This window comes from Streptomyces sp. AM25 (assembly GCF_058146165.1).
In genome coordinates this window covers 12,495-32,840 of the sequence record NZ_JBKIWN010000013.1, presented here as the reverse complement: position 1 = coordinate 32,840, position 20,346 = coordinate 12,495, and the positions used below count along the sequence as shown (strand labels likewise).

The 20,346-nt window shown below is 67.2% G+C and carries 20 protein-coding genes; 11 read left to right on the top strand and 9 right to left on the bottom strand.

Going from position 1 to position 20,346, the window contains the following annotated elements:
- Positions 1–79 precede the first annotated feature (79 nt).
- The 7 genes from ACLHRZ_RS18410 to ACLHRZ_RS18380 form a co-directional block, all read right to left on the bottom strand.
- A complete protein-coding gene (locus tag ACLHRZ_RS18410) occupies positions 80–745 on the bottom strand; it encodes a response regulator (protein ID WP_490419550.1) in 666 nt (221 codons plus the stop codon).
- Entirely contained in the window at positions 723–1,934 is a 1,212-nt protein-coding gene (locus tag ACLHRZ_RS18405; protein WP_490419549.1) for a sensor histidine kinase, read from the bottom strand. Before ACLHRZ_RS18405 ends, ACLHRZ_RS18410 begins: the two co-directional genes overlap by 23 nt.
- A 271-nt stretch (positions 1,935–2,205) precedes the next feature.
- Positions 2,206–3,195, bottom strand: coding sequence for an aldo/keto reductase family protein (locus tag ACLHRZ_RS18400; RefSeq protein ID WP_490419548.1), 990 nt, complete (start codon positions 3,193–3,195; stop codon positions 2,206–2,208).
- A gap of 16 nt (positions 3,196–3,211) precedes the next feature.
- Entirely contained in the window at positions 3,212–3,757 is a 546-nt protein-coding gene (locus ACLHRZ_RS18395) for a chorismate mutase (protein ID WP_490419547.1), read from the bottom strand.
- 146 nt (positions 3,758–3,903) lie between these two features.
- Positions 3,904–4,581 carry a response regulator gene (locus ACLHRZ_RS18390; protein WP_490419546.1) on the bottom strand — a complete coding sequence of 226 codons (678 nt, stop codon included), beginning with the start codon at positions 4,579–4,581 and terminating at the stop codon, positions 3,904–3,906.
- Positions 4,578–5,777: a sensor histidine kinase gene (locus tag ACLHRZ_RS18385; RefSeq protein ID WP_490419545.1), complete on the bottom strand. Its 1,200-nt coding sequence runs from the start codon at positions 5,775–5,777 to the stop codon at positions 4,578–4,580. The genes ACLHRZ_RS18390 and ACLHRZ_RS18385 overlap by 4 nt, the downstream gene beginning before the upstream one ends.
- A 193-nt stretch (positions 5,778–5,970) precedes the next feature.
- On the bottom strand, positions 5,971–6,648 hold the full coding sequence (locus ACLHRZ_RS18380; RefSeq protein ID WP_490419544.1) for a response regulator transcription factor: 678 nt from the start codon (positions 6,646–6,648) through the stop codon (positions 5,971–5,973).
- Between the two features lie 351 nt (positions 6,649–6,999).
- Here ACLHRZ_RS18380 and ACLHRZ_RS18375 point away from each other — a divergent pair, with 351 nt between their 5' ends.
- From ACLHRZ_RS18375 to ACLHRZ_RS18330, 10 genes are all read left to right on the top strand, one after another.
- The gene (locus ACLHRZ_RS18375) at positions 7,000–8,724 is read left to right on the top strand and encodes an ABC transporter permease (protein WP_490419543.1); all 1,725 of its coding nucleotides are present in this window, start codon (positions 7,000–7,002) and stop codon (positions 8,722–8,724) included.
- Positions 8,725–8,755: 31 nt separating this feature from the next.
- Positions 8,756–10,048, top strand: a complete 1,293-nt coding sequence (locus tag ACLHRZ_RS18370; RefSeq protein ID WP_490419542.1) for an ABC transporter ATP-binding protein — start codon at positions 8,756–8,758, stop codon at positions 10,046–10,048.
- Positions 10,014–11,591 carry a DUF2238 domain-containing protein gene (locus tag ACLHRZ_RS18365; protein ID WP_490419541.1) on the top strand — a complete coding sequence of 526 codons (1,578 nt, stop codon included), beginning with the start codon at positions 10,014–10,016 and terminating at the stop codon, positions 11,589–11,591. Before ACLHRZ_RS18370 ends, ACLHRZ_RS18365 begins: the two co-directional genes overlap by 35 nt.
- Positions 11,588–12,235 carry a response regulator gene (locus tag ACLHRZ_RS18360; protein ID WP_490419540.1) on the top strand — a complete coding sequence of 216 codons (648 nt, stop codon included), beginning with the start codon at positions 11,588–11,590 and terminating at the stop codon, positions 12,233–12,235. The genes ACLHRZ_RS18365 and ACLHRZ_RS18360 overlap by 4 nt, the downstream gene beginning before the upstream one ends.
- 67 nt (positions 12,236–12,302) lie before the next feature.
- Positions 12,303–12,461 (top strand): DUF5993 family protein, encoded by a 159-nt coding sequence (locus ACLHRZ_RS18355; protein WP_490419539.1) that lies wholly within the window; start codon positions 12,303–12,305, stop codon positions 12,459–12,461.
- 25 nt (positions 12,462–12,486) lie between these two features.
- A complete protein-coding gene (locus tag ACLHRZ_RS18350; RefSeq protein WP_490419538.1) occupies positions 12,487–13,140 on the top strand; it encodes a disulfide bond formation protein B in 654 nt (217 codons plus the stop codon).
- A 20-nt stretch (positions 13,141–13,160) separates the two neighbouring features.
- A complete protein-coding gene (locus ACLHRZ_RS18345) occupies positions 13,161–13,943 on the top strand; it encodes an ABC transporter ATP-binding protein (protein ID WP_490419537.1) in 783 nt (260 codons plus the stop codon).
- Positions 13,940–14,746, top strand: a complete 807-nt coding sequence (locus tag ACLHRZ_RS18340) for an ABC transporter permease (RefSeq protein ID WP_490419536.1) — start codon at positions 13,940–13,942, stop codon at positions 14,744–14,746. The genes ACLHRZ_RS18345 and ACLHRZ_RS18340 overlap by 4 nt, the downstream gene beginning before the upstream one ends.
- A gap of 87 nt (positions 14,747–14,833) precedes the next feature.
- Positions 14,834–15,805, top strand: a complete 972-nt coding sequence (locus tag ACLHRZ_RS18335; protein ID WP_490419535.1) for an ABC transporter substrate-binding protein — start codon at positions 14,834–14,836, stop codon at positions 15,803–15,805.
- A gap of 171 nt (positions 15,806–15,976) precedes the next feature.
- Positions 15,977–17,392 (top strand): amino acid permease, encoded by a 1,416-nt coding sequence (locus ACLHRZ_RS18330; protein WP_490419669.1) that lies wholly within the window; start codon positions 15,977–15,979, stop codon positions 17,390–17,392.
- 266 nt (positions 17,393–17,658) lie between these two features.
- On the opposite strand, the gene ACLHRZ_RS18325 is transcribed toward ACLHRZ_RS18330, so the two are convergent.
- Together ACLHRZ_RS18325 and ACLHRZ_RS18320 are read right to left on the bottom strand one after the other, a co-directional pair.
- Positions 17,659–17,925, bottom strand: coding sequence for a WhiB family transcriptional regulator (locus tag ACLHRZ_RS18325; RefSeq protein ID WP_490419534.1), 267 nt, complete (start codon positions 17,923–17,925; stop codon positions 17,659–17,661).
- A gap of 45 nt (positions 17,926–17,970) precedes the next feature.
- Positions 17,971–18,651 carry a sugar phosphate nucleotidyltransferase gene (locus tag ACLHRZ_RS18320; protein ID WP_490419533.1) on the bottom strand — a complete coding sequence of 227 codons (681 nt, stop codon included), beginning with the start codon at positions 18,649–18,651 and terminating at the stop codon, positions 17,971–17,973.
- 292 nt (positions 18,652–18,943) lie between these two features.
- On the opposite strand from ACLHRZ_RS18320, the gene ACLHRZ_RS18315 reads away from it, so the two are divergent.
- A complete protein-coding gene (locus tag ACLHRZ_RS18315) occupies positions 18,944–20,284 on the top strand; it encodes a sensor histidine kinase (RefSeq protein ID WP_490419532.1) in 1,341 nt (446 codons plus the stop codon).
- Positions 20,285–20,346: the final 62 nt, after the last annotated feature.

Genomic DNA, 20,346 nt, shown 5'->3' with positions numbered 1-20,346 from the left:
AGCCGGACGCCATGCAGGCGGCATCATCTGCCGGAACAGGTAGGCCGCCAGAGCACACGACGATGGCAGGCCTGCCTGTTCATTGCTCGGTTGACTCCTGGCCCAGGCCGGCCGTGTAGGCAAGGAGCGCGGCCTGCACGCGGTTGGTCGTGCCGAGCTTGTTGAAGATGCTGCTGAGGTGGGATTTCACGGTGCCTTCGCTCATGAAGAGTTCCTGGGCGATATCGGCGTTGGACAGCCCCCGGGCCACGGCAGTGAGGACCTCCCGCTCGCGTTCGGTGAGTGTGCCCAGGGCCTCGGCGTTGTTCTGGCTGACGGTCGGAATGGCCGCGTACGACGCGATCAGGTGCCGGGTGACGGCCGGGGAGAGCATGGCGTCGCCCGCGTGCACGACATGGATGGCGCGGATGAGCTCTTCGGGCTCGCTGTCCTTGAGCAGGAAGCCGGCCGCGCCGGAACGCAGCGCCGTGCGGACGTAGTCGTCCTGGCCGAAGGTGGTGAGGACCACGACCCTGGGCGGGTCGGCCAGCTCCGTCATCAGCGCTTCCGTGGCGGCCAGGCCGTTCATCTGAGGCATGCGGATGTCCATGAGCACGACGTCCGGCAGGAGCTTGCGAGCCGTGTCCACGGCCTGCGAGCCGTCGCCGATCTGTGCCACGACGTGGATGTCGTTCGCCGCCTCCAAGATGGTGACGAGCCCTTGGCGCACGATGCTGTCGTCGTCAACCAGCATTACCTTGATCATTGTTCTCCTTGGACAGCCGGTCCGGTGCCGACTCGGTGGTGAGGGGAATCGTCGCCGCGATGCGGAATCCCCCGTCCGGGCCCGGGGCCGCACGGAAGTCTCCGCCCAGTTCCTCGACGCGCCTGCGCAACCCGGCCAGGCCGTGCCCGCCGCTCGGCAGGGGAGCAGCTGCGGTGACAGGAGGGCCGTTGGTCACGCTGACCTTGAGTGAATGCGGGCCATGGTGCAGCTCGACTTCGACGGGCGCTCCGGGCGCGTACCGGACGGCATTGGTGAGCCCTTCCTGGACGAACCGGTAGACCACGGCCCGGATGCTGACGGGAACCGGTTCCGGCGCCTCGTTCATCGTCAGGGTCACGGGTGTGCCGGTGGCACGGGTGCCCTCGACGAGGCGTTCCAGGGCGCGGACGCCTGGTGGCTCCAGGGGCGAGGGCTTGTCCGCGCTGCCGGGCGGCTGGAGGACGCCGAGGATGCCGCGCAGCTCGTCCAGCGCCTGGATCCCGGCCCGGCGGATGAGGTCGGCCTGCTCGGTGACCCACTGCGGGCCACGCTCAGGGTGCATTTTCAGGGCACCGGCGTGGATGACCACGTGAGTGACGCGGTGCGCCACGACATCGTGCATCTCCTGGGCAATGCGGGTGCGCTCCTGCGCCTGGGCCCGCTCGGCGAGGAGCTGTTGCTCCCGCTCGAGCTGGGCGGTGTGCTCGGAGAGGGTCAGGATGCTGACCTGGCCGGCGTGAAAGGCTCTGCCGACGAGGATGGGGATGAGCAGGTACGAGAGCGTCCGGGCGAGGTAGTACCCCCAGAAGGTGAGGGTGTACGACATGCCCGTGGCCTCGGGGGTGAGCGACCCGGCCACTGCGGAAGCTGCTCCCAGGATCCAGGCGATGCGCAAGCTGCCCTGCTGGGCGACGGTGAACAGGGCGAGGAACATGACGCCGGGGGCGAAGACGAACCAGTCGCCCACCGCGGCGATGACGGCGGTGGTGATGGGGTAGCGCAAGCGGAAGACCATCAGGAGGCTGAGGGCCGAAACCGCGGCGGCCGCCACGCCGGCCCTGCCGGCGAGGAGCCCGTTTGCGGGGCCCGAGAGTACGCGGGCAAGGCTGTAGACCAGAGCCGCCAGCGCGGGCAGAACCTCCGACCGGGTGAACCTCCGGCCCGATCCTGCTGGAGAAGACAGAGGCATCTGCGTGTTCCTCGCCGTATGTGCTCATGTGAGACGTTGCCGCGACGACACGAGGGGCAACGACAGCAGCCGATTTGGGCGTGCCCGGAGTCTGCACCTCGGTATTCCTTCCAGTCCGGGCTTCACCTCATTGGTCGACAGTGCGTGGATGCTCTTTCGGAGTGGACGTGTCGGGAGAGGGACCCCCACTCCCCCTCGGGGTGAGCGGGCGGGGCATCGTCTTCTCCCAGCCCGACACCCAGCCCATCTGTTCACGTCGTTGTCAAATGGGTCAGGGCGTGACCGAGATCGTGCGTCGCGGGTCGTCCTCGACGACCCCGGCAAGTACGTCGTCGATCGCCGCCATCAGATCGGCATCGAGCCGTACGCCGACGGCCCCGACGTTCTCGGCTATCTGCGCGGGCTGGGAAGCGCCGATGACTGCCGACGACACATGCGGGTTCTGCAGCACCCAGGCGATGGCGAGTTGGGACATCGTCAGTCCAGCCTGTTCCGCGAGCGGGCGCAGTTGCTGGACCTTGGCGAGGACTTCGTCCCGTATGAGTGCATCGATGAACGGGTTGTAGGCGTCGTAGGAGCAGCGGGAGCCGGTCGGCGGCGGCTGTCCCGGCCTGTACTTGCCCGTGAGTACGCCTTGAGCCAGCGGTGACCAAGCCAACTGGCCGATCCCTTCGCGCTCGGATGCCGGGAACACCTGCGCCTCGGCGGCCCGCCACAGCAGGGAGTACTGAGGCTGGTTGGAGATGAAGGGGACGTGCAGTTCGCGGGCCAGTGCGGCGCCGCGCGTGATCTCCTCGGCGGTCCACTCCGAGACGCCGATGTAGAGGGCCTTGCCCTGTCTGACGAGGTCGGCGAAGGCCAGCATCGTCTCTTCCAGAGGCACAGTGCGGTCGAAGCGGTGCGCCTGGTAGACGTCGACGTAATCGGTCCGGAGCCGGCGCAGTGAGGCGTGGCACGACTCGATGACGTGCTTGCGGCCCAGGCCTCGGTCGTTCGCACCGGGGCCGGTCGGCCAGAAGACCTTGGTCATGATTTCCAGGCCTTCCCGTCGCTCTGCGGCCAGGGCCCGGCCGAGTACCGTTTCGGCGAGGGTCTTGGAGTACAGGTCCGCCGTGTCGAACGTCGTGATGCCCGCATCGAGGGCGGCTCGCACACAGGCGACGGCGTGGTCGTCCTGGAGCTGGAAGCCGTGGGTGAACCAGTTGCCGTACGCGATGGCGCTGACGGACAGGCCGCTGCGGCCGAGTCGCCGGAATTCCATGAGGATTCGCCTTTCCTTACTTCGTGCTCCGCGGCGTGCCGCAGAGTCCTTCCAATGCGCGATGCAGCCCCTGGCGGTAAGGGGTTTCGAGTCGCATGTCCTCGGCCACACGGGTACGTGCCTCGTTGCGTGCGGCCGGGAACTCCGGTGCGGTCAGCAGGTGTTGGGCTTCCTGGGTGACGGTCAGCATTTCCGCGTTGATGCGGTTGATCCGGTCGCGGACCCGGGTGAGGTCGGGGGCTTCCGTGGGGGCTTCCTGGGGGTTGGCGCGCCAGCGGTCGTGCAGGCGGCGCTGGACGAGCTTGCTGGCCGCGATCTGGTCCTCGAAGATTCGCTGTGCGGTGGCGCGGTCGACGCCGAGTTCGCGGGCCCGGACGTCCATGTCGGCCAGGACCTGCTGCTCGCGCGCCGGGTCCTCGATGGGGCGGCCGCTCACCCACTTGGATGCGGCGACCTGGTCGGCGGTGAGTACGCGCTCGGCGGCGAGGCGCGCGAGCTCGGTAACTGCCTGGCCCGGTCGGCTGCCGGCCGTCGTGGCAATGCCCGGAGCCGGACTGAGCATGCGGGAAAGACGGGGGAGAGCCCGGCGCGACGCACCGAGAGCCGAGCCCGCCCTGAGTACGGCCGTCCGCTGACGGAAGGGCCGGCCTCGGCGGATGGGGAAGGACAGCGGGGCGTGCATTTTCATTCCTTGCGTTTCTTGGGGATTCAAGCCCGGCCCGACCGGACCGGCGCACGGCCGTCCAGTCGTGCGTTGTAGGCGACGAGGGCGGCTTGGACGCGGTTGTTCGCGCCGAGTTTCGTAAGGATGTGGCTGACATGGGTCTTCACCGTGGGCTCGCTGACGGTCAGCGCTGTGGCGATGTCGGCGTTCGACTTGCCCTCGGCGATCCCTTGCAGCACTTCGCGTTCGCGAGAGCTGAGGGAGTCCAAGGCTTGCAGCTCGGCCTCGGTGGGGCGGGGGAGCGTGGTGTACGAGGCGATCAAGTGCCGTGTGATGGCAGGGGAGAGCATCGCCTCGCCGGCGAAGACGATGCGGACGGCCTGGATCAGTTCTTCCGGCTCGCAGTCCTTGAGGAGGAAGCCGGCTGCTCCCGCTCGCAGCGCGGAGCGCAGGTACGCATCCTGGCTGAAGGTCGTCAGCATGATGATCTTGGGGGGATCGCTCAGCTCGGACGTCAGGGCACACGCGGCCGTCAAGCCGTCCATGCGAGGCATGCGGATGTCCATGAGCACCACGTCGGGCTGCAGCGCGCGGGCCGCCTCGACGGCCTTGGTGCCGTCGTTGAGCTGCCCCACGACGTGAATGCCGTCGGCAGCTTCCAGGATGGTCGTCAGGCCCTGGCGGACGATGCTGTCGTCGTCGACGAGCAGTACCTTGATCATCTCTCACTTGCTTTCGGAGCGGGGGCCAAGGCCCCGGAATCGTTGAGATTGTTGGGGTCGCTGAAAGGGAGCAAGGCTTCGACGGCGAAGCCGCCCCCGCTCCGGGGCCTCGCGCTGAAAGCGCCGCCCAGGTCTTGTACGCGCTTCCGCAGGCCCACCAGGCCGTTGCCGCCGCTGGGAACCACGGGTACCGGCCCGCGGGGTGGCTCGTTGGCCACGCGCACCCGGTACAGGCCCTCGGCGCAGCGCAGTTCGACCTCCACGGGGGCCCTGGGCGCGTACCGGATCGCGTTGGTCAGCGCCTCCTGCACGATGCGGTAGACCGCGTGTCGTACTTCGGCCGGTACGATGACGGCTGCTTTCTCGACCGTCAGCTCCACGGGAGTGCCGGTCGCACGGGTCCTGTCGACCAGCCGTTCCACGGCCCGCACGGCCGGCGGCTTTAGGGGGGCCGGGACGTCTTCCGTGCCCGGCGGGCGCAGTACACCCAGCACTGCGCGGAGCTCCTCGAGAGCCTCGATCCCGGACTGGCGTATGAGATCGGCCTGTTGGACCACCCAGTCGGGACCTCGGTGGGCACCCACTTTCAATGCCCCTGCATAGAGCAGGACATGAGTGACCTGGTGCGCCACGACATCGTGCATCTCGCTGGCGATGCGGTTGCGTTCCTCTGCCTGGGCCCGCGCGGTCACCAGAGCCTGCTCGCGTTCCAAATGCGCTGTGTACTCCGCCAGTGAAACGAGGCGCACATGCCGCTTGCGCAGATAGGTACCCGCCGCGATCGGTGCCACGACATAGATCAGTGCGCGGGCGATGCTGTTCGCGCCGTCGAGGACGAATTCGAAGGGCCTGCCGGCGATCCACGGCGTGAAGACGGGGCCGATGACGGCGATCAGGCCCGCACAGCATGCCCGGCGTATCGCTCCGTCCTGCGCCAGCGTGAGCAGGGCGCAGATCAGGCCGCTGGGTGCCTGGAATATCCAGTCACCGATGACGAAGAGTACGGTCGTCGCGATCGGGTACCGCTGTCTGAAGACCAGCAGGAGGCCGAGCGCGAACGCCCCGGTCAGGTCGACAGCGAGGTGATCGGTCACGAGCCCGCTGCTCGGTACCGACAGGACATCCGCGACGTTGTAGAACGCCGCGAACAGCGCTGTCAGGCACTCCCCACGGGAGATCTGCCACCGGTACATCATCGTGGAGACCTCCTGGAGGGTGGTGGAAAGGGACCTCATCCACTTTCACGTGCGAAAACCGGCCATCGGGTCGACCGATGGTTGTTGATCTCCTGCCACCAAAGTCGGGGGCGATGTGCCCGGAAGACAGAGGAGGCTGCATGCCTGCTGTGTCTTCGGCGCTGTGGGCACACCGGGCCGCGGGTGCGATGGGTCAGCCCGCGTTGGGGTCCACGCGGTATCCGCGACCGTGCACCGTGCGGATGGAGTTCCTGCCGAACGGAGCATCGATCTTCTTGCGCAATGAGGAGACGTAGACCTCGACGATGTTGGGGTCGAGGTCGGATGCGGGAGCCCAGACCTCCTGGAGGATGTCGCTCTTGGACACCACCGTGCCGTCGGCCGACATCAGGCAGGCGAGGACTTCGGTTTCCCGCGCGGTGAGCTCGATGGACTTCTCGCCGCGCTTGCACAGGGCAGCAGCCGTGTCGAGGACGAGGTCGCCCGACTGAAGGGTCGCGGGGCGTTCGCGGCTGCTGCGGCGGCTCAGCGCGCGCAGTCGGGCAAGCAGTACCACGAAGGAGAAGGGCTTGGTGAGGTAGTCGTCGGCGCCGGAGTCGAGTCCTTCGGCCTCGTCGTATTCGCCGTCCTTCGCGGTCAGCATGAGGATGGGCGTGTCGATGCCCAGGGTGCGCAGCTGTCGGCAGACGCGATAGCCGTTGAGGCCGGGCAGCATCACGTCCAGCATGATGACGTCGTAATCCTCGGTCAGGGCCCTGGTCAGTCCGGTATTGCCGTCGTGCACAACGTCGACCCAATGCCCGTCGGCTGCGATGCCGCGCCGCAGGGTGTCGGCCAGCGCCTCTTCGTCCTCCACTACCAGGATTCGCATGCGGCAATCCTTGCACGCCGTGCAGTGAATCGGCCTGAAGAATTACTGAAGATTCTCTTCAGGGTCCGCTCAGGAATTGGCTTTTCTTTTGACGCAGTCCGGTGGACCGTGTAAGGGTGGCGGCGTGGCCGGACCGAAATGGTTTGCGGCCCGGAATTTTTCTCTCTTCACGCGAACGGAGGTGGTCGTTGTGATCTTCAGCGAACCTCCCAGTCGTGTTTCTTCGCACTGCCGCTGACGCAGGCCTTTTACGTATCGCCGTCGTCCCGTACGGGCCCGGCTTCCTTTCTGCTGCTCCCGAAACCCCCGGTCTTGTGAGCAGCTCGCGCGCTTCACAGTTACAGGTTCACCATGTCGAAAATCCGCGAATTCACTTCGCGTGACACCCGTCTCCGCCTGGTCGACGTACTCGTCCTCTGCGGAATCGTCGCCCTCTTCTACGGGCTGGTCAGGGTGAGTGCCACCACGGATCAGCCCTTCCGCCCGGACCGTCCGCCAGCCGTTTCCACCGACCCGCGAGAGCTGCCTTACTACGCGGCCCGATCCGTCTTCCGTATGTTCGCCGGACTTGTTCCGTCCGTGCTGTTCACCTTCGTCTTCGGCACCTGGGCGGCTCGCTCCCGCCGAGCAGCGAAAGTGATCGTACCTGCTGTCGATATTCTCCAGTCCGTCCCGGTGCTCACTTTTCTGAGCGTCACCGTGACCGGGTTCATCGCGTTGTTCCCGCACTCCACGCTCGGCCTGGAATGCGCATCGATATTCGCGGTCTTCACCGCGCTCGTCTGGAACATGACCCTTGCGTTCTACCAGTCGCTGACCACTCAGCCCAAGGAGATCGACGAAGCGGCCCGGCTGCTGCGCCTGACGCGTTGGCAGCGCTTCTGGACCGTCGACGTGCCCAGCGGCATGATCGCCCAGGTCTGGAACGGCATGATCAGCTTCGGGGCCGCCTGGTTCGCCCTGTCTGCCTCCGAGACCATCAGCGTGGGCGGCACCGACAACGCCCTGCCCGGGGTCGGCTCGTACGTCGCCCAGGCCCTCGGCAACGGAGAAGGCGGCCGCGTCGCCCTGGCCATCGCCGTCATGGTCATCATGGTGACCTCCGTCAACTTCCTTTTCTGGAGGCCCGTCACCGCCTGGGCCGAGCGCTTCCGCACCGAGGACTGCGAGATCGCCGAACAGCCCCGCAGCTGGGTCCTCCAGCTCCTGCGCCGCTCCGCCCTCCCCACCACCCTCGCCCGGCTGCTGCGCCCGGCCGGCGAGCGACTGGACCGGGTCATGAGGGCCGCCCTGGGCACCAGCTCCGGGCGCCTGCGCCACGACCCCGTACGCCGCCGCCGCGCCGATCTCGTCTTCTACGCGCTGTACGCGATCACCGTCGGCTGGGCGGTGTGGCAGGCCTTCGCCTACGTCCTCGACAACGTGCCGCCCGCCGAAGTGGGACATGCCGCCCTCATCGCCCTGATCACCTACGGGCGCGTCCTGCTCCTGGTCGTCTTCGCCACGGTCGTATGGGTGCCGATCGGGGCCTGGATCGGCATGAACCCCAGGATCAGCCGAATCGCCCAGCCCGTCGTCCAGGTCCTGGCGTCCTTCCCCACCAACTTCGTCTTCCCCCTCGCCGTCATCGTGCTGGGCGTCTCCGGCATCTCCCTCAACTGGGGCTGCATCGCCCTGATGGCACTCGGCGCCCAGTGGTACGTCCTGTTCAACGTCATCGCAGGCGCCAGCGCCATCCCCGGCGACCTGCGTGAGGCCGCCGCCGACCTGGGGCTGCGCGGTTGGCTGCGCTGGAAGACGCTCATCCTCCCGGCCGTCTTCCCCTCGTACGTCACCGGAGCGCTCACCGCCTCGGGCGGAGCATGGAACGCCTCCATCCAGGCCGAGATCGTCACCTACGGCTCCACGACTCTCACCGCCGTCGGCATCGGCGCCTACATCCAACAGGCCACCACCGACGGCGACTTCCCCCGCAACTTCCTGGGAGCAGTCCTCATGAGCGTGTACGTCGTCCTCTTCAACCGCCTCCTGTGGCGCCGCCTGTACCGCTTCGCCCAGCAGCGCTGCCCGCTCTGACGCCCATCTGATCTTTCACAAGGAGTTCCCCATGTCCATCACGACCCCCGTGATCGCCACCCAGAACCTGCACAAGACGTTCCCCGCCCGCAACGGCGCCGTCCTGCCCGTCCTCGAAGACATCAACATCAGCGTGCACGAGGGCGAAGTCGTCGCCCTCCTCGGCAAGTCCGGCTCCGGAAAGTCCACACTCCTGCGGCACATCGCCGGACTCCTCGCCACCAGCAGCGGGCTCGTCCGCTACCGCGGCGAGCTGGTCGACGGCCCCAATCCCGGTACCTCGATGCTCTTCCAGTCCTTCGCCCTGATGCCGTGGCTGACCGTCCAGCAGAACGTCGAACTCGGTCTGCGCGCACGTGGCGTCCGGCCGGAGGAGCGGCGTCGCCGGGCCGTCGAGGCCATCGACATGGTCGGGCTCGACGGCTTCGAGAACGCCTACCCCAAGGAACTCTCCGGCGGCATGCGCCAGCGCGTCGGTTTCGCCCGCGCCCTCGTCGTCGAGCCCGACGTCCTCCTCATGGACGAGCCCTTCTCCGCCCTCGACGTCCTGACGGCACAGACACTGCGCTCGGAACTCCTGGAACTGCTCGCCAGTCCGCACATCCCCACCCGCACCGCACTGCTGGTCACCCACAACATCGAGGAAGCCGTCCAGCTCGCCGACCGGATCCTCGTCCTGGACACCAATCCCGGACGCATCAAGGCCGAGATCGCGGTCGACCTGCCGCACCCCCGCAACCGCCAGGCGGCCGAATTCACCACGGCCGTCAACGAGGCCTACGAAGCCCTGACCGGCCGGCGCCCGGCCGCTGCTCCTGCGGACCCGCTCATCACCGCCGGCTGTGCCGGGATCCCCAAGGCGAACATCGAATCGCTCACCGGGCTCCTCGACACCCTCGACACCCGCGGCGGGGCCGTCGACCTGCCCGCCCTCGCCGAGGCCCTCTCCTACGAGATCGACGACCTCATGCCACTCGTCGAGGCCGCGCAGCTCCTCGGCTACGCCACCGTCAGCGCCAACCGCCTTCACCTCACCGCCCCCGGCCGCACCTTCGCCCGCGCCGACATCGTTCCCCGCAAGCAACTCTTCGCCGGTGCAGCCCTGGCCAACGTCCCCCTCGTCACCATCATCCGCAGTCTCCTCCTCGCCGCGGAGAACGGCCGGGTGCGCGAGCAGGCCTTGATCGAGATCCTCGCCAGGCAGTTCGCCGAGGAGGAGGCCCATCTGCAACTCAACACAGCGATCACCTGGGGCCGCTACGCCGAGCTCTTCGAATACGACGCCGACAATGCCGAGCTTCTGCTCCCGCACAGCGTCGACTGAACGGGCACGGCCCGGGGCCGCTACAACTTTCGACAGACCGGACATCGGAGAAAAGAGCGACCGGTTTCGGTTCGAAGTGCCGATGAGTGAGAGGGAAAAGTGCGGGCACAGTGGAGATGCACCGGAAAGCGTGGCACTTCCAGCCGCCGCATTTCTCGCGATCACAGGGATCGCAAAGGAAATGATTCGCCCGTGCGCCGCGCAGCCTTCGCTGCGGACCGGGAGGATGCACATGGAGCCGTCGATCGCCGTGAGGCGTCGTCTGAACGACGAGGCGGCTGCGTCGACGGCGGGGGCCGTCCGACAGGGTCGCGGCACCGCATGGCGTGGTGTGACGGAGCGGGCCTTGTTCGGTGGTGGTGCGATCCTGACCGGAGGGGCGGGTGCTGCCCTGGGGTTTCTCGGTCTCTCGGGGGAACGCCCTCTGTACCTGAGCCATTTGGGGATACCGGGGACCCCGATGGCAGGGGCCTTTCACTCCGTCTTGTGGGCCCTTGCCACAGGACTCGTCCTGACCGCAGCGGCTCTCCCACTCGGGGGTGGCCGTGGCGCCGTGCCAATCGCCGGCTGCCTGGTACTGGCCGCGACCGGCAGCGTCGGGGCGGCTGAGCTCCCCTGCTCACCGGGCTGTCCCTTCCCGCCGGCATCGCCGCACGACCTGGGCCATATCGTCGCGGCAGTGCTGCTCTTCGGAGCGGCGCTCGCCGCGGTGCTCGGCACGGTGCTCCGGTCCGGCGACCGCATCCTGAAAATCGTCTCCGGCGGGGCCTTCGCAGTGATGCTCCTGGCGGCGTCGGTTGCCGGAACCATGGGCCTGACCGGCAACGCCGGAGTGATCGGGGGAACTTTCCAACAGGTCCTGATCGCGACGGCGTTCGGATGGGTCCTTCTGTTCATCGCACGCCGTGCACCCTTCGCACACGCCCGGCCGGGCACGGCAGATTCCCGGGGCAGGGACGGCAGTTGCGTGATGGCCCTGCTCACCGGTTGCGTCCTTGTCGCCGCCGTACTCTGGTGGCGATCACCGTGGCCCGTCCTCCAAATCTGGTACACGGGGGTCGCGTTCTTCGTCCTGGCCGCGCTGGCCCTGGTGAACCGGTGCTGGCGCATTCCGCCCTCCGTATGGGCCGCGGTCCTGGTGTTCCTCTCCGTCGCAGCCATGGCCGGAGCACCGTGGGGCGAGATGCTGGGCCGGCAGGACCAGCACGTGGACCGGCTGGTCCACGTGGCCTTCGGAACCTGCCTCGGCTGGGCGACCGCCCGGATGTCCGTCGCGCACGGGCGGTGCTCCTCGAGGGAGGCTGCTTGGGCGGCCATATGCGTCGCGACGCTTCTCGGCACCCTGCACACGACAGCGGAGTGGATGCTGTCCGTGCTGGCTCCCGTCGACCCGGCCGGCCCGCATGCAGGCGTGCACGGCGATGTGGGGAGTGCCCTCCAGGGCCTGGTGTGTGCGGTGCTGGGTTCCGCCGCTGCGGGCCTCGCCGTTCTGACCCGGTACGGGGGCAGGTCTGCGATCGTCCGCAAGGGCGGTCGGACGTGATCGACGTACTTCTGGCCGACAGCGACTCGATCATGCGGCAGGGACTGCAGGAGGTCTTCAGGGCATTCCCGGGTATCCGCGTGATCGCCGAAGCGCCGGACGGCGTGAACACGCTGGGTTTGACGAGCATTCACCGGCCCGATGTGGTCCTGCTCGACATTCGTCTTCCCGACATCGACGGGATCGAGGTGGTGCGACGTCTGACGGCCCTGCCACGCCCGCCACACGTGATCGTCTTCACGACCCTGGACAACAACGCGCACATCCGTGCGGCCTTGCGCAGTGGCGCTCAGGGGTTCCTGCTGAAGGGGGCCGAACCCGCGGACGTACGCCGCGCGGTGCGCGCCGTTGCCGCCGGGCACGTGGCCCTGTCACCGGCCGTCACCCGTCAGGTGATCGACGGTCTGCGCGGACGGGCCACGTTCGTCCCGCGCGACGCACGCGTCCTGCTCGACGCACTGACGGAACGAGAACGGAGCGTTCTGCACGCTGCGGCGCAGGGCCTTTCCAATGCCGAGGTCGCCCAGGAACTCGACCTGAGTCTTTCCACCGTGAAGACGCACATGGTCCGCGTTCTGGACAAACTCGGCCTGGAAAACCGAGTGCAAGCCGCTCTCTTCGTCCAGGAAGCCGGGTTCCTGTGAACCCTTTGAAGCCCTTGCAATCGCACCGCACAGTAACCACAACGATCTTCGAGACCAAGAGAACGAGATGGACGCACTGCTCTTCATCGGCCTGCTGTTCACGCTGCTGGTCACCTCCCGAGGCACTCGGCTGCCGCTGATCCTCGGCTGCTGGGCCCTCGCGCTCGGAGCGACATGCCTGCTCCTTGCACACCACATCACCAGCGCTCTTCACCTGACCTTCTGAACACGGAGCTGAAAGCAGCACACCTATGGCATCCCCGTCCATATCCCAACCCTATCCGCCCGTCTCGACGTTGCGCATACTCGTCGGCCAAGGACAGTTCTGGTTCGCCGTGCTCTTCGCCGTCGGCTGGACCGGTACGGTCTGTGGCGGGCTGTATTTCCAGTTCGTGGTCGGGGAGTACCCCTGCCCGCTCTGCATCGTGCAGCGCATGTTCATGATCCTGGCGGCCCTGGGCCCCGCATACATCCTGCGCAAGTCCCTGACCGGCTCAGTCGACCGGCGCGACTACATGACAGGCTGGGGCCTCGCCCTGATCGGTGTCATGACCGGATCGGTCGCCTCCTGGCGGCAGACCATGCTGCACATCCTGCCGGGCGACCCGGGCTACGGAAGTACGGTGTTCGGTCTCCACCTCTACGTCTGGGCGTGGATTCTCTTCTCCGCTTCGGCGTTCGGCATCGGTGTGCTGCTCACGCTCGGCCACTGGACCACAGCAACTCGGCTTCCGGCCCGGCAGGTACGTCGCCCGGTGGTGCTGTTCGCGCTCTGGTTCATCGGGGTCGTGATCACGGTGAACATCGTCGCCGTGTTCGCCGAAGCCGGACTGCACTGGTACCTGCCGGACGACCCGACGCGGTACCAGCTCTTCTACGACCTGCACATCTTCGAGTCGGCGTGACGATGATCTCGGCTGTCGAAGTGAGCAAGCAGTTTCCCTCGCCGCGTCAGGGGCTGATACCGGCCCTGGAGAAGGTTTCCCTGAACGTCGGTGAAGGGGAGTTCGTCTGCATCGTGGGTCCCTCGGGCTGCGGCAAATCCACCTTGCTCAGGATGCTCGGAGGGCTCGAAGCCCCCTCGTCGGGGCGGATCGAGCCGAGCGCGGGTTCTCGTGGCGTTCCGTGGGAGGCATCTGCCCGGGGCATTCCGCGGGCGGCCTTCGTCTTCCAGGACTTCGGCGTGCTGCCGTGGCTGACCGTGCGCTCCAACGCCGCGTTCGGCCTGCGCATGGCGGGCGTTTCCCGGCGTGAGGCCGACGAGGCCGCCTGCGGATGGCTGAAGCGCCTGGCACTCGAGGAGTTCGCCGACGCATATCCTGACCAGCTCTCCGGCGGAATGCGTCAACGCCTTGCGCTGGCCCGGGCATTCGCCACCGGCAGCCCCGTCCTGTTGATGGACGAGCCACTGGGCGCACTGGATCCGCAGACCCGGCGGCTGATGCAGGAACAGGTGCTGTCCCTGTGGCAGGCCGAGCACAAGACGGTGGTGCTGGTGACGCACTCGATCGACGAAGCGATCCTGCTGGGCGACCGGGTCCTGGTGATGTCCGCCCGGCCGGGCCGGGTGACGGACGAGTTCACGGTGCCGTTCTCACGCCCGCGTGACCCCGGCATCGTGGATCACCCGGAGTTCGGCCGGCTGCGGGCCCGGGTCTGGGACCAGCTGCGTTCCCAACTCATCGAATCCGTCGAGGAGGCGCCGTGACCCGTTTCATGATGACGAGACGGAACATGCGCCTGGCCGTCGTCTGGATGGGGCGCAACACCTGGCTCGGGATCACAGTACCGCTGGTCCTGCTGACGATCTGGCAGATTGCCGCGATGACCGGCGTGATCGACACACTGCTCTTCCCCTCGCCGTGCACGATCGCTGCAGGGATGTACCGCATGGCATGCTCCGGTGAGTTGGGCGCGCACGCAGAAGCCACGCTCGGTCGGCTACTGCCCGGCTATGCGCTGGGTGCACTGTCCGGCATACTGGCCGGCTTCGCCATGGGCGTCTCACGCACAGTGAACGCTCTGCTGAGCCCGCTCTTTGCTGCCCTGTACGCACTCCCCAAGATCGCCATCTTGCCGCTGCTGCTGCTCGTCTTCGGTCTCGACGAAACGCCGAAGGTGCTCTCTGTCGCCATCACCGTCTTCTTCGCCCTCCAGATCAACACCCTTGCCGGAGTACGGGAGATCGATCCGCGCACACTGGAGGCAGCCCGTTCATACGGAGCCTCCGGACTGCGACTGCTGCGCTTTGTCCTGCTGCCCGGCGCGCTGCCGGGCGTGCTGACGGGGCTTCGCACTGCAGCAGGGCTGGGCGTGGTCGTCGTCGTGGCCGTGGAGTTCGTCGCCTCCGACCACGGGCTCGGCTATCTGACCTGGAACTCCTGGACACTCTTCCAGCCCGAGCGCATGTACGCGGCGCTCATCACCATCGCACTGCTCGGCGCGCTCTTCACCGGAGCGGTGTCCCTCGTGGCCCGCTGGACGATGCCGTGGCGCACGCCTCCGAGGTGACCACGTCTGCCCGCTCGGCGAGGGTTTCCTCGTCACCCACATACCTGTCCTCTGCACACAGAAAATCTCGTAAGGAACACCCTTTTCATGTCTCGTCGTCTGACAGCTCTGCTTGCCCTGCTCCCCGTCGCCCCCCTGCTCGCCGCCTGTGACGGCGGCGACGACAAGGACACGGCGACACCCGAGACCGTGCGGGTCGCGCACATGCCGTCCACAATCTTCGCTCCGCTCTATCTGGCCGATGCCAAGGGGTACTTCAAGCAGGAGGGCATCAAGATCGATCTCCAGAAGGTGAAGAGCGGCCAGGACGCCATGCCGCTCGCCGCCTCGGGCAAGCTGGACGCGGTGGTCGCCGGCTTCTCCGCAGGACTGTTCAACGCCGTCTCCAAGGGCTTGGAGGTCAAGGTCACCGCATCGATGGGCGCGTCCACCGGCGAGACACCTTCCCCCACCGCCCTGGAGGTCTCCAAGCGTTTGCTGGACTCCAAGGAGGTGAAGGTACCGGCCGATCTGCGCGGCCGCAGGATTGCGGTCGCCGGCGGCCCGGGCGCGGCTGGTGGCTACCAGCTCGCGGCCACACTGCGCGCATCGGGCCTGAGCCTGAAGGACGTGAAGGTGGTCAACCTGTCCGTCCCGGACATGAAGGCCGCCTTGGCGGACGGGGGAGTTGACGCAGCCCTCGCCCCCGCGCCCTTCACCACTGCCATGGAACAGGGCGGTGTGGCCGAACCGGTTGCCGTCCCGCCGAAGGGCACCTCCGCCACCGGCGTGATCTTCGGCAAGGCTTTTGCCGACAAGCCCGTCGCGGGCAAGTTCCTCACCGCACTGCGCAAGGCCGCCGCAGACCTCCAGGGCAACGGTGCGAAGTCCGACGACACCCTCCGCATCCTCGCCGAGGCCACCGGCCAGAAGCTCGACGTCCTGCGCAAGACGCCGCCCTACCAGTGGGACCCGCAGCTCGCGCCGGACACGAAGCAGCTGGAGCAGATGCAGGAGGTCTACCGCAACGCGGGTCTGCTCACGGGCAGTCCGGTCAAGGTGCACGACCTGGTTCAGTGACCCGAGGGTCGGCTCGGGATGCAGGTGACGATGGCCGCCGGGAACGACGTGCGAGGAGTTCCCGGCGGTCTCCCACTGCGCCGGTACACCCCCGAGCCCCCGTCGGAGCCCACGGCATACGTGCCGGACCACCCGTCTCCCGTCCCCCGATTCTCTGTGAGCACCACCACCATGCACGACACCCCGTCCGTGAGAACGCGCTCGATCCGCGACACTGCTTCCGCGTTCGAACCCGAGCCCGAGACACTCTCCGTCGGCCTCAAACAACGCCATCTCACGATGCTCGGCCTGGGCGGAGTGATCGGCGCCGGACTCTTCGTCGGATCGGGCGCGGGCATTGCGGTCGCGGGCCCCGGCATCGTCCTGTCCTACCTGATCGCGGGCACGCTTGCGATGTGCGTCATGCGGATGCTGGGCGAGATGTCCTCGGCCATGCCCGCGTCGGGTTCGTTCTCGGTGTATGCCGAGCGCTCCATCGGGCGCTGGGCGGGTTTCAGCGCGGGCTGGATGTACTGGTTCCAGCTCGTGGCCGTCCTCGCGGTGGAGGCGACGGCGGCTGCACACATCGCAAACGGCTGGCTGCCGGCGATGCCGCAGTGGGCCTGGGTGCTGACGTTCATGGTGGTGCTCACCGCCGCGAATCTGGTGTCGGTACGCAACTTCGGCGAGTTCGAGTTCTGGTGTGCAGCGCTCAAGGTCGGTGCGATCGTGATGTTCCTGATCCTCGTCGGGCTTGCGATCTTCGGAGTTCTGCCGGGTACGGAACGGGTGGGCCTGACCAACCTCACTGATTCAGGAGGCCTTCTGCCTCATGGCTGGTCAGGCGTGATCTCCGGCGTGCTCAGCGTGGTGTTCGCCTTCGGCGGCCTGGAGGTTGCCACCATCGCGGCCGCCGAGTCCGACGATCCGGCCCGCTCGGTGGCGCGTGCGGTGCGCAGCGCGGTGTGGCGCATTCTCTTCTTCTACGTGGGCTCGATGCTGGTCATCGTGACCGTGTTGCCCTGGACTGCGCAGACGGCCGGGCTCAGCCCGTACGTCACCGTGCTCGACCGGATCGGCGTACCCTCGGCCGGCACGATCATGAGCATCGTGGTGTTCGTGGCGCTGCTGTCGGCCCTCAACGCCAATCTGTACGGAGCGTCCCGGATGGTGTTCTCTCTCGCCGAGCGCGGCGAGGCGCCCAAGGCGCTGCTGAAGGTATCGCGTGGCGGAGTACCTCGGCGGGCCGTGCTTGCGTCGGTGGCCTTCGGCTTCGTCTCCGTTCTGCTCAATCTGAAGTGGCCGGATTCTGTTTTCCTCTACATGCTGAACGCGGTCGGCGCGGTGTCGCTGTTCATCTGGGCACTGATCGCGGTGTCGCAGCTGCGGCTCCGCCGCCGCATCGAGCGCGAGGCCCCGGAGAAGCTGGTCCTGCGGATGTGGGGATTTCCCTGGCTGACGTGGGCGACGCTCGCGGTGATAGCGGTGATGGCGGGTCTGATGCTGACCGACGACGGCGCGCGCCCGCAGCTGTTGTGGTCCGGGGGATCGATGGCGGTTGTGCTGCTGGTGGCGGTAGTCCGGGAGTTGAGGAACGAGGGGGCGTAGTAACGCTTGGCCGGCCTTCGGCGGGCCGCAGGACGCGTAGTCCCAGCTTTTCTCCGGTCCGCGGGCGTAGTCGAGTTCGGCCTTGACAGGGCGTCCGTCCGGTTATCGGTCCGGAGCGGGCGGAGACGTGTGCCGGATCACGGGGCCGAGAGGGTGCGTCCAATGTCCGCCCGTCTTGTGATGGCACCCGAGTCGGGACGCGATCGCTGGGGCAATCGGGAGTACCCGTCGACCGGCTGAGTCGACCCATGTCGAGTCTCCCGTGCTCAGGAGCCGGGAGGCAATACTGACTCCCGCTCCGCGAACGAGCGGGTACGGCGTTGGCTGTCGGTCTCGCCGCCCCAGATACCTGCGGGCAAGTTGGTGCGGGCCCAATCACGGCAGGGCTTCGCCAGAGGGCAGGTATCGCAGATGCCGAGGGCTGTCAGGCGCTCGCTCTGGTCGTCGGGGAAGAAGAGCTCGGGATCGACCGTGGAACAGGCTGGTGTGACACCGGTTTTGAGGAATTCAAGGGCTGTGGTTTCGCTCAGCATGTGAGTGTCCCGGAAATAACGGAGGCATATTCAGGGGGCGTTCCCCTAAGAGCTGGTGACGGCCTCGGAGCGGTGTCCGAAACCCGGGGCGGGCACGGCCTGAATCGTGTACCCGTGGTCGACCAGCCGTTGCAGGGCCTCGGCGATGACCAGCTCTCCGCTCGCGGACGGAACAAGCCTTCGGACGACATCGTGAATGGCCGGCGCGAAGAGGTACGTGCCGGCGAGGGCGTGACTGTTGCGCCTGGGTGTGGGCACGTTCCGGGCTCTCTTCACCTGCCCGTCAGCAGAGAGTTCGGCGATGCCGAAAGGAGCTGGGCAGTGCGCAGGGGCGATCAGGACCTGGGCGACCGGCTGTTCGGCCTGGAAGGTGCTGACGAAGTCGGTGATCTCGCCGATGAAGGTGTCTCCGAGGCAGGCCAGGAAGTCGTCATCTCCCAGCCAGCTGCGGGCGATGAGCATGGCATAGGGGAGACCGCGTGGAGTCCGTTGCTCGAAATAGGTCACGTTGAGACCGAGGTGCGAGCCGTCACCCACGGTTGCCTGCACCTCTTCATCCGCGCTGTCGACGACTACGGCGACGTCGTGAATACCTGCGTCGGCGATGGCCGCCAGGGAACAGAAAAGCGTGGGACGGTCTGCGGCCGGCACCGGACGATGGACGGACGGGGGTGTGATCGGCCGCAGTCTGCTTCCGCTGCCGTCGGCCAGGACCAGGGCTTTCAAGGCATACTCCCGTGGCGGTGGGGTGGGAGAGGTCAGGTTAGAGGACGCTGGGAAATTCCTCCTGAAAAGGACTTCAGGAGACGTTCAGGTTGTCTTCAGTTGTGCTGGAGTAGGCTCTGCAGAGCAGTATGTTTCGCTTGCCGGCGAGTTTGTCCCGCCAAGGCCTCATGGTGTTCCACGAAAATGTCCGCCCACGGATTCCAGGAACGGAGGACGGCCGATGGCGCGGCAGTTTCGGCTGGTGAAACGGACGTTGTGGCCCCGTACTGTTCGTGCACGCGCCACTGCTGTCGTGACGTTCATCGCCGCCGTCGTTCTCACTCTCGGCAGCATCGGACTGTCCGTGACGCTTCGGCGGATTCTGCTGGACGGCACCGCCGAGCGCACGGCCCTCGCAGCCCGCAAGGTCGCTGTACAGATCGGTGCGACGCCGGTGCCCCGGCACCTCCCCGAGCCCGGCGGTGGTGCGGACGCCGTGGTCGTCCTGGATGCGAGCGGCCGTGCCGTCGCCGGCACCGGCCCTGATCCGGATGCCGCTGCTGCGGCGTTCAAGGATTTCCGTCCCAGGACGGGCGAGGACTCGGCACAACGGATCATGTCCGTCCCGCGCGGGGATTCCGGAGGCCGTGACCTGGTCGTGGTGGTGACCGCGCCCACGACCCATGGCGATCAGTACGTCTACGCGATCACTCAGCTGGAGGAGCTCGACGAGGGCACCCGTGCACTCGGCACGGCCCTTCTGGTGGGCGGCGGACTGGTCATCGTGCTGACCGCGGCCCTCACCTGGACGGTGACAGGGGCGGCCCTGCGACCTGTGACCGCCATCCGTCGCGAACTCGCCTCTGTGACCGCCAGTGAGCTCAGCCGCCGTGTCCCCGACCCGGCATCCGGAGACGAGATCAGCAAGCTCGCCCGCACGGTCAATGCGACCCTTGCCCGTCTGGAAGAGTCAGTGGCCCGGCAACGGCAGTTCGTCGCGGATGCGTCCCACGAGCTCCGAAGCCCTATCGCCACCGTCCGTGCCGAACTGGAAATCGCGCTGCTGGAAGCGCGGGACGAGGCGACGAAATCATCGGTCCGGCAGGCACTTTCCTCCACCGAGCGCCTCCAACTGGTCGCCACCGATCTGCTGCTCCTTGCTCGCCTGGATGCGCGCGCTACGACCGTTGGCCGGCTACTGGACCTGGCGTTGATCGCCGCGGAAGAAGCAGCCCGCCGGACCACCGCGCGTGTTTCGGTCACGGCCGACGCCGATACCCCAGTGCCGATGCGCGGTGACCAGATTCAGCTGGAGCGACTGCTGACCAACCTCGTTGACAACGCGGTACGGTACGCGACCGCCGAGGTGCGTATCCGTGCTTGCGCCGAGGAAGCCGGCCGGTGGGCGGTCCTCGAGGTGAGCGATGACGGGCCGGGTATTCCGCCGGAGGCTGCCGACCGCGTCTTCGAACGCTTTGTTCGTCTCGAGGGCGACCGTAATCGGCAGAGTGGGGGCAGCGGGCTGGGGCTGGCCATTGCCCGGGAGATTGCGCGTGTGCACGGCGGCAGTCTCACCGTGGAGCCGAGTGAGAGCGGTGCCCGTCTGGTCGCCCGTTTCCCGGTCGACCGTGAAGACCTGCCGAGCCGGTCCTGAAGAGGTCTTCAGCGGCATCAGTCTTCCTTCAGGTGCAGCCGCTCAGGATGAGAGTGTCCCCG

Excerpts from the sequence above, each read along its gene's own strand:
- ACLHRZ_RS18410 (WP_490419550.1), bottom strand. The coding sequence starts at position 745 with ATGATCAAGGTAATGCTGGTTGACGACGACAGCATCGTGCGCCAAGGG.
- ACLHRZ_RS18405 (WP_490419549.1), bottom strand. The coding sequence starts at position 1,934 with ATGCCTCTGTCTTCTCCAGCAGGATCGGGCCGGAGGTTCACCCGGTCG.
- ACLHRZ_RS18400 (WP_490419548.1), bottom strand. The coding sequence starts at position 3,195 with ATGGAATTCCGGCGACTCGGCCGCAGCGGCCTGTCCGTCAGCGCCATC.
- ACLHRZ_RS18395 (WP_490419547.1), bottom strand. The coding sequence starts at position 3,757 with ATGCTCAGTCCGGCTCCGGGCATTGCCACGACGGCCGGCAGCCGACCG.
- ACLHRZ_RS18390 (WP_490419546.1), bottom strand. The coding sequence starts at position 4,581 with ATGATCAAGGTACTGCTCGTCGACGACGACAGCATCGTCCGCCAGGGC.
- ACLHRZ_RS18385 (WP_490419545.1), bottom strand. The coding sequence starts at position 5,777 with ATGATGTACCGGTGGCAGATCTCCCGTGGGGAGTGCCTGACAGCGCTG.
- ACLHRZ_RS18380 (WP_490419544.1), bottom strand. The coding sequence starts at position 6,648 with ATGCGAATCCTGGTAGTGGAGGACGAAGAGGCGCTGGCCGACACCCTG.
- ACLHRZ_RS18375 (WP_490419543.1), top strand. The coding sequence starts at position 7,000 with ATGTCGAAAATCCGCGAATTCACTTCGCGTGACACCCGTCTCCGCCTG.
- ACLHRZ_RS18370 (WP_490419542.1), top strand. The coding sequence starts at position 8,756 with ATGTCCATCACGACCCCCGTGATCGCCACCCAGAACCTGCACAAGACG.
- ACLHRZ_RS18365 (WP_490419541.1), top strand. The coding sequence starts at position 10,014 with ATGCCGAGCTTCTGCTCCCGCACAGCGTCGACTGAACGGGCACGGCCC.
- ACLHRZ_RS18355 (WP_490419539.1), top strand. The coding sequence starts at position 12,303 with ATGGACGCACTGCTCTTCATCGGCCTGCTGTTCACGCTGCTGGTCACC.
- ACLHRZ_RS18350 (WP_490419538.1), top strand. The coding sequence starts at position 12,487 with ATGGCATCCCCGTCCATATCCCAACCCTATCCGCCCGTCTCGACGTTG.
- ACLHRZ_RS18335 (WP_490419535.1), top strand. The coding sequence starts at position 14,834 with ATGTCTCGTCGTCTGACAGCTCTGCTTGCCCTGCTCCCCGTCGCCCCC.
- ACLHRZ_RS18330 (WP_490419669.1), top strand. The coding sequence starts at position 15,977 with ATGCACGACACCCCGTCCGTGAGAACGCGCTCGATCCGCGACACTGCT.
- ACLHRZ_RS18325 (WP_490419534.1), bottom strand. The coding sequence starts at position 17,925 with ATGCTGAGCGAAACCACAGCCCTTGAATTCCTCAAAACCGGTGTCACA.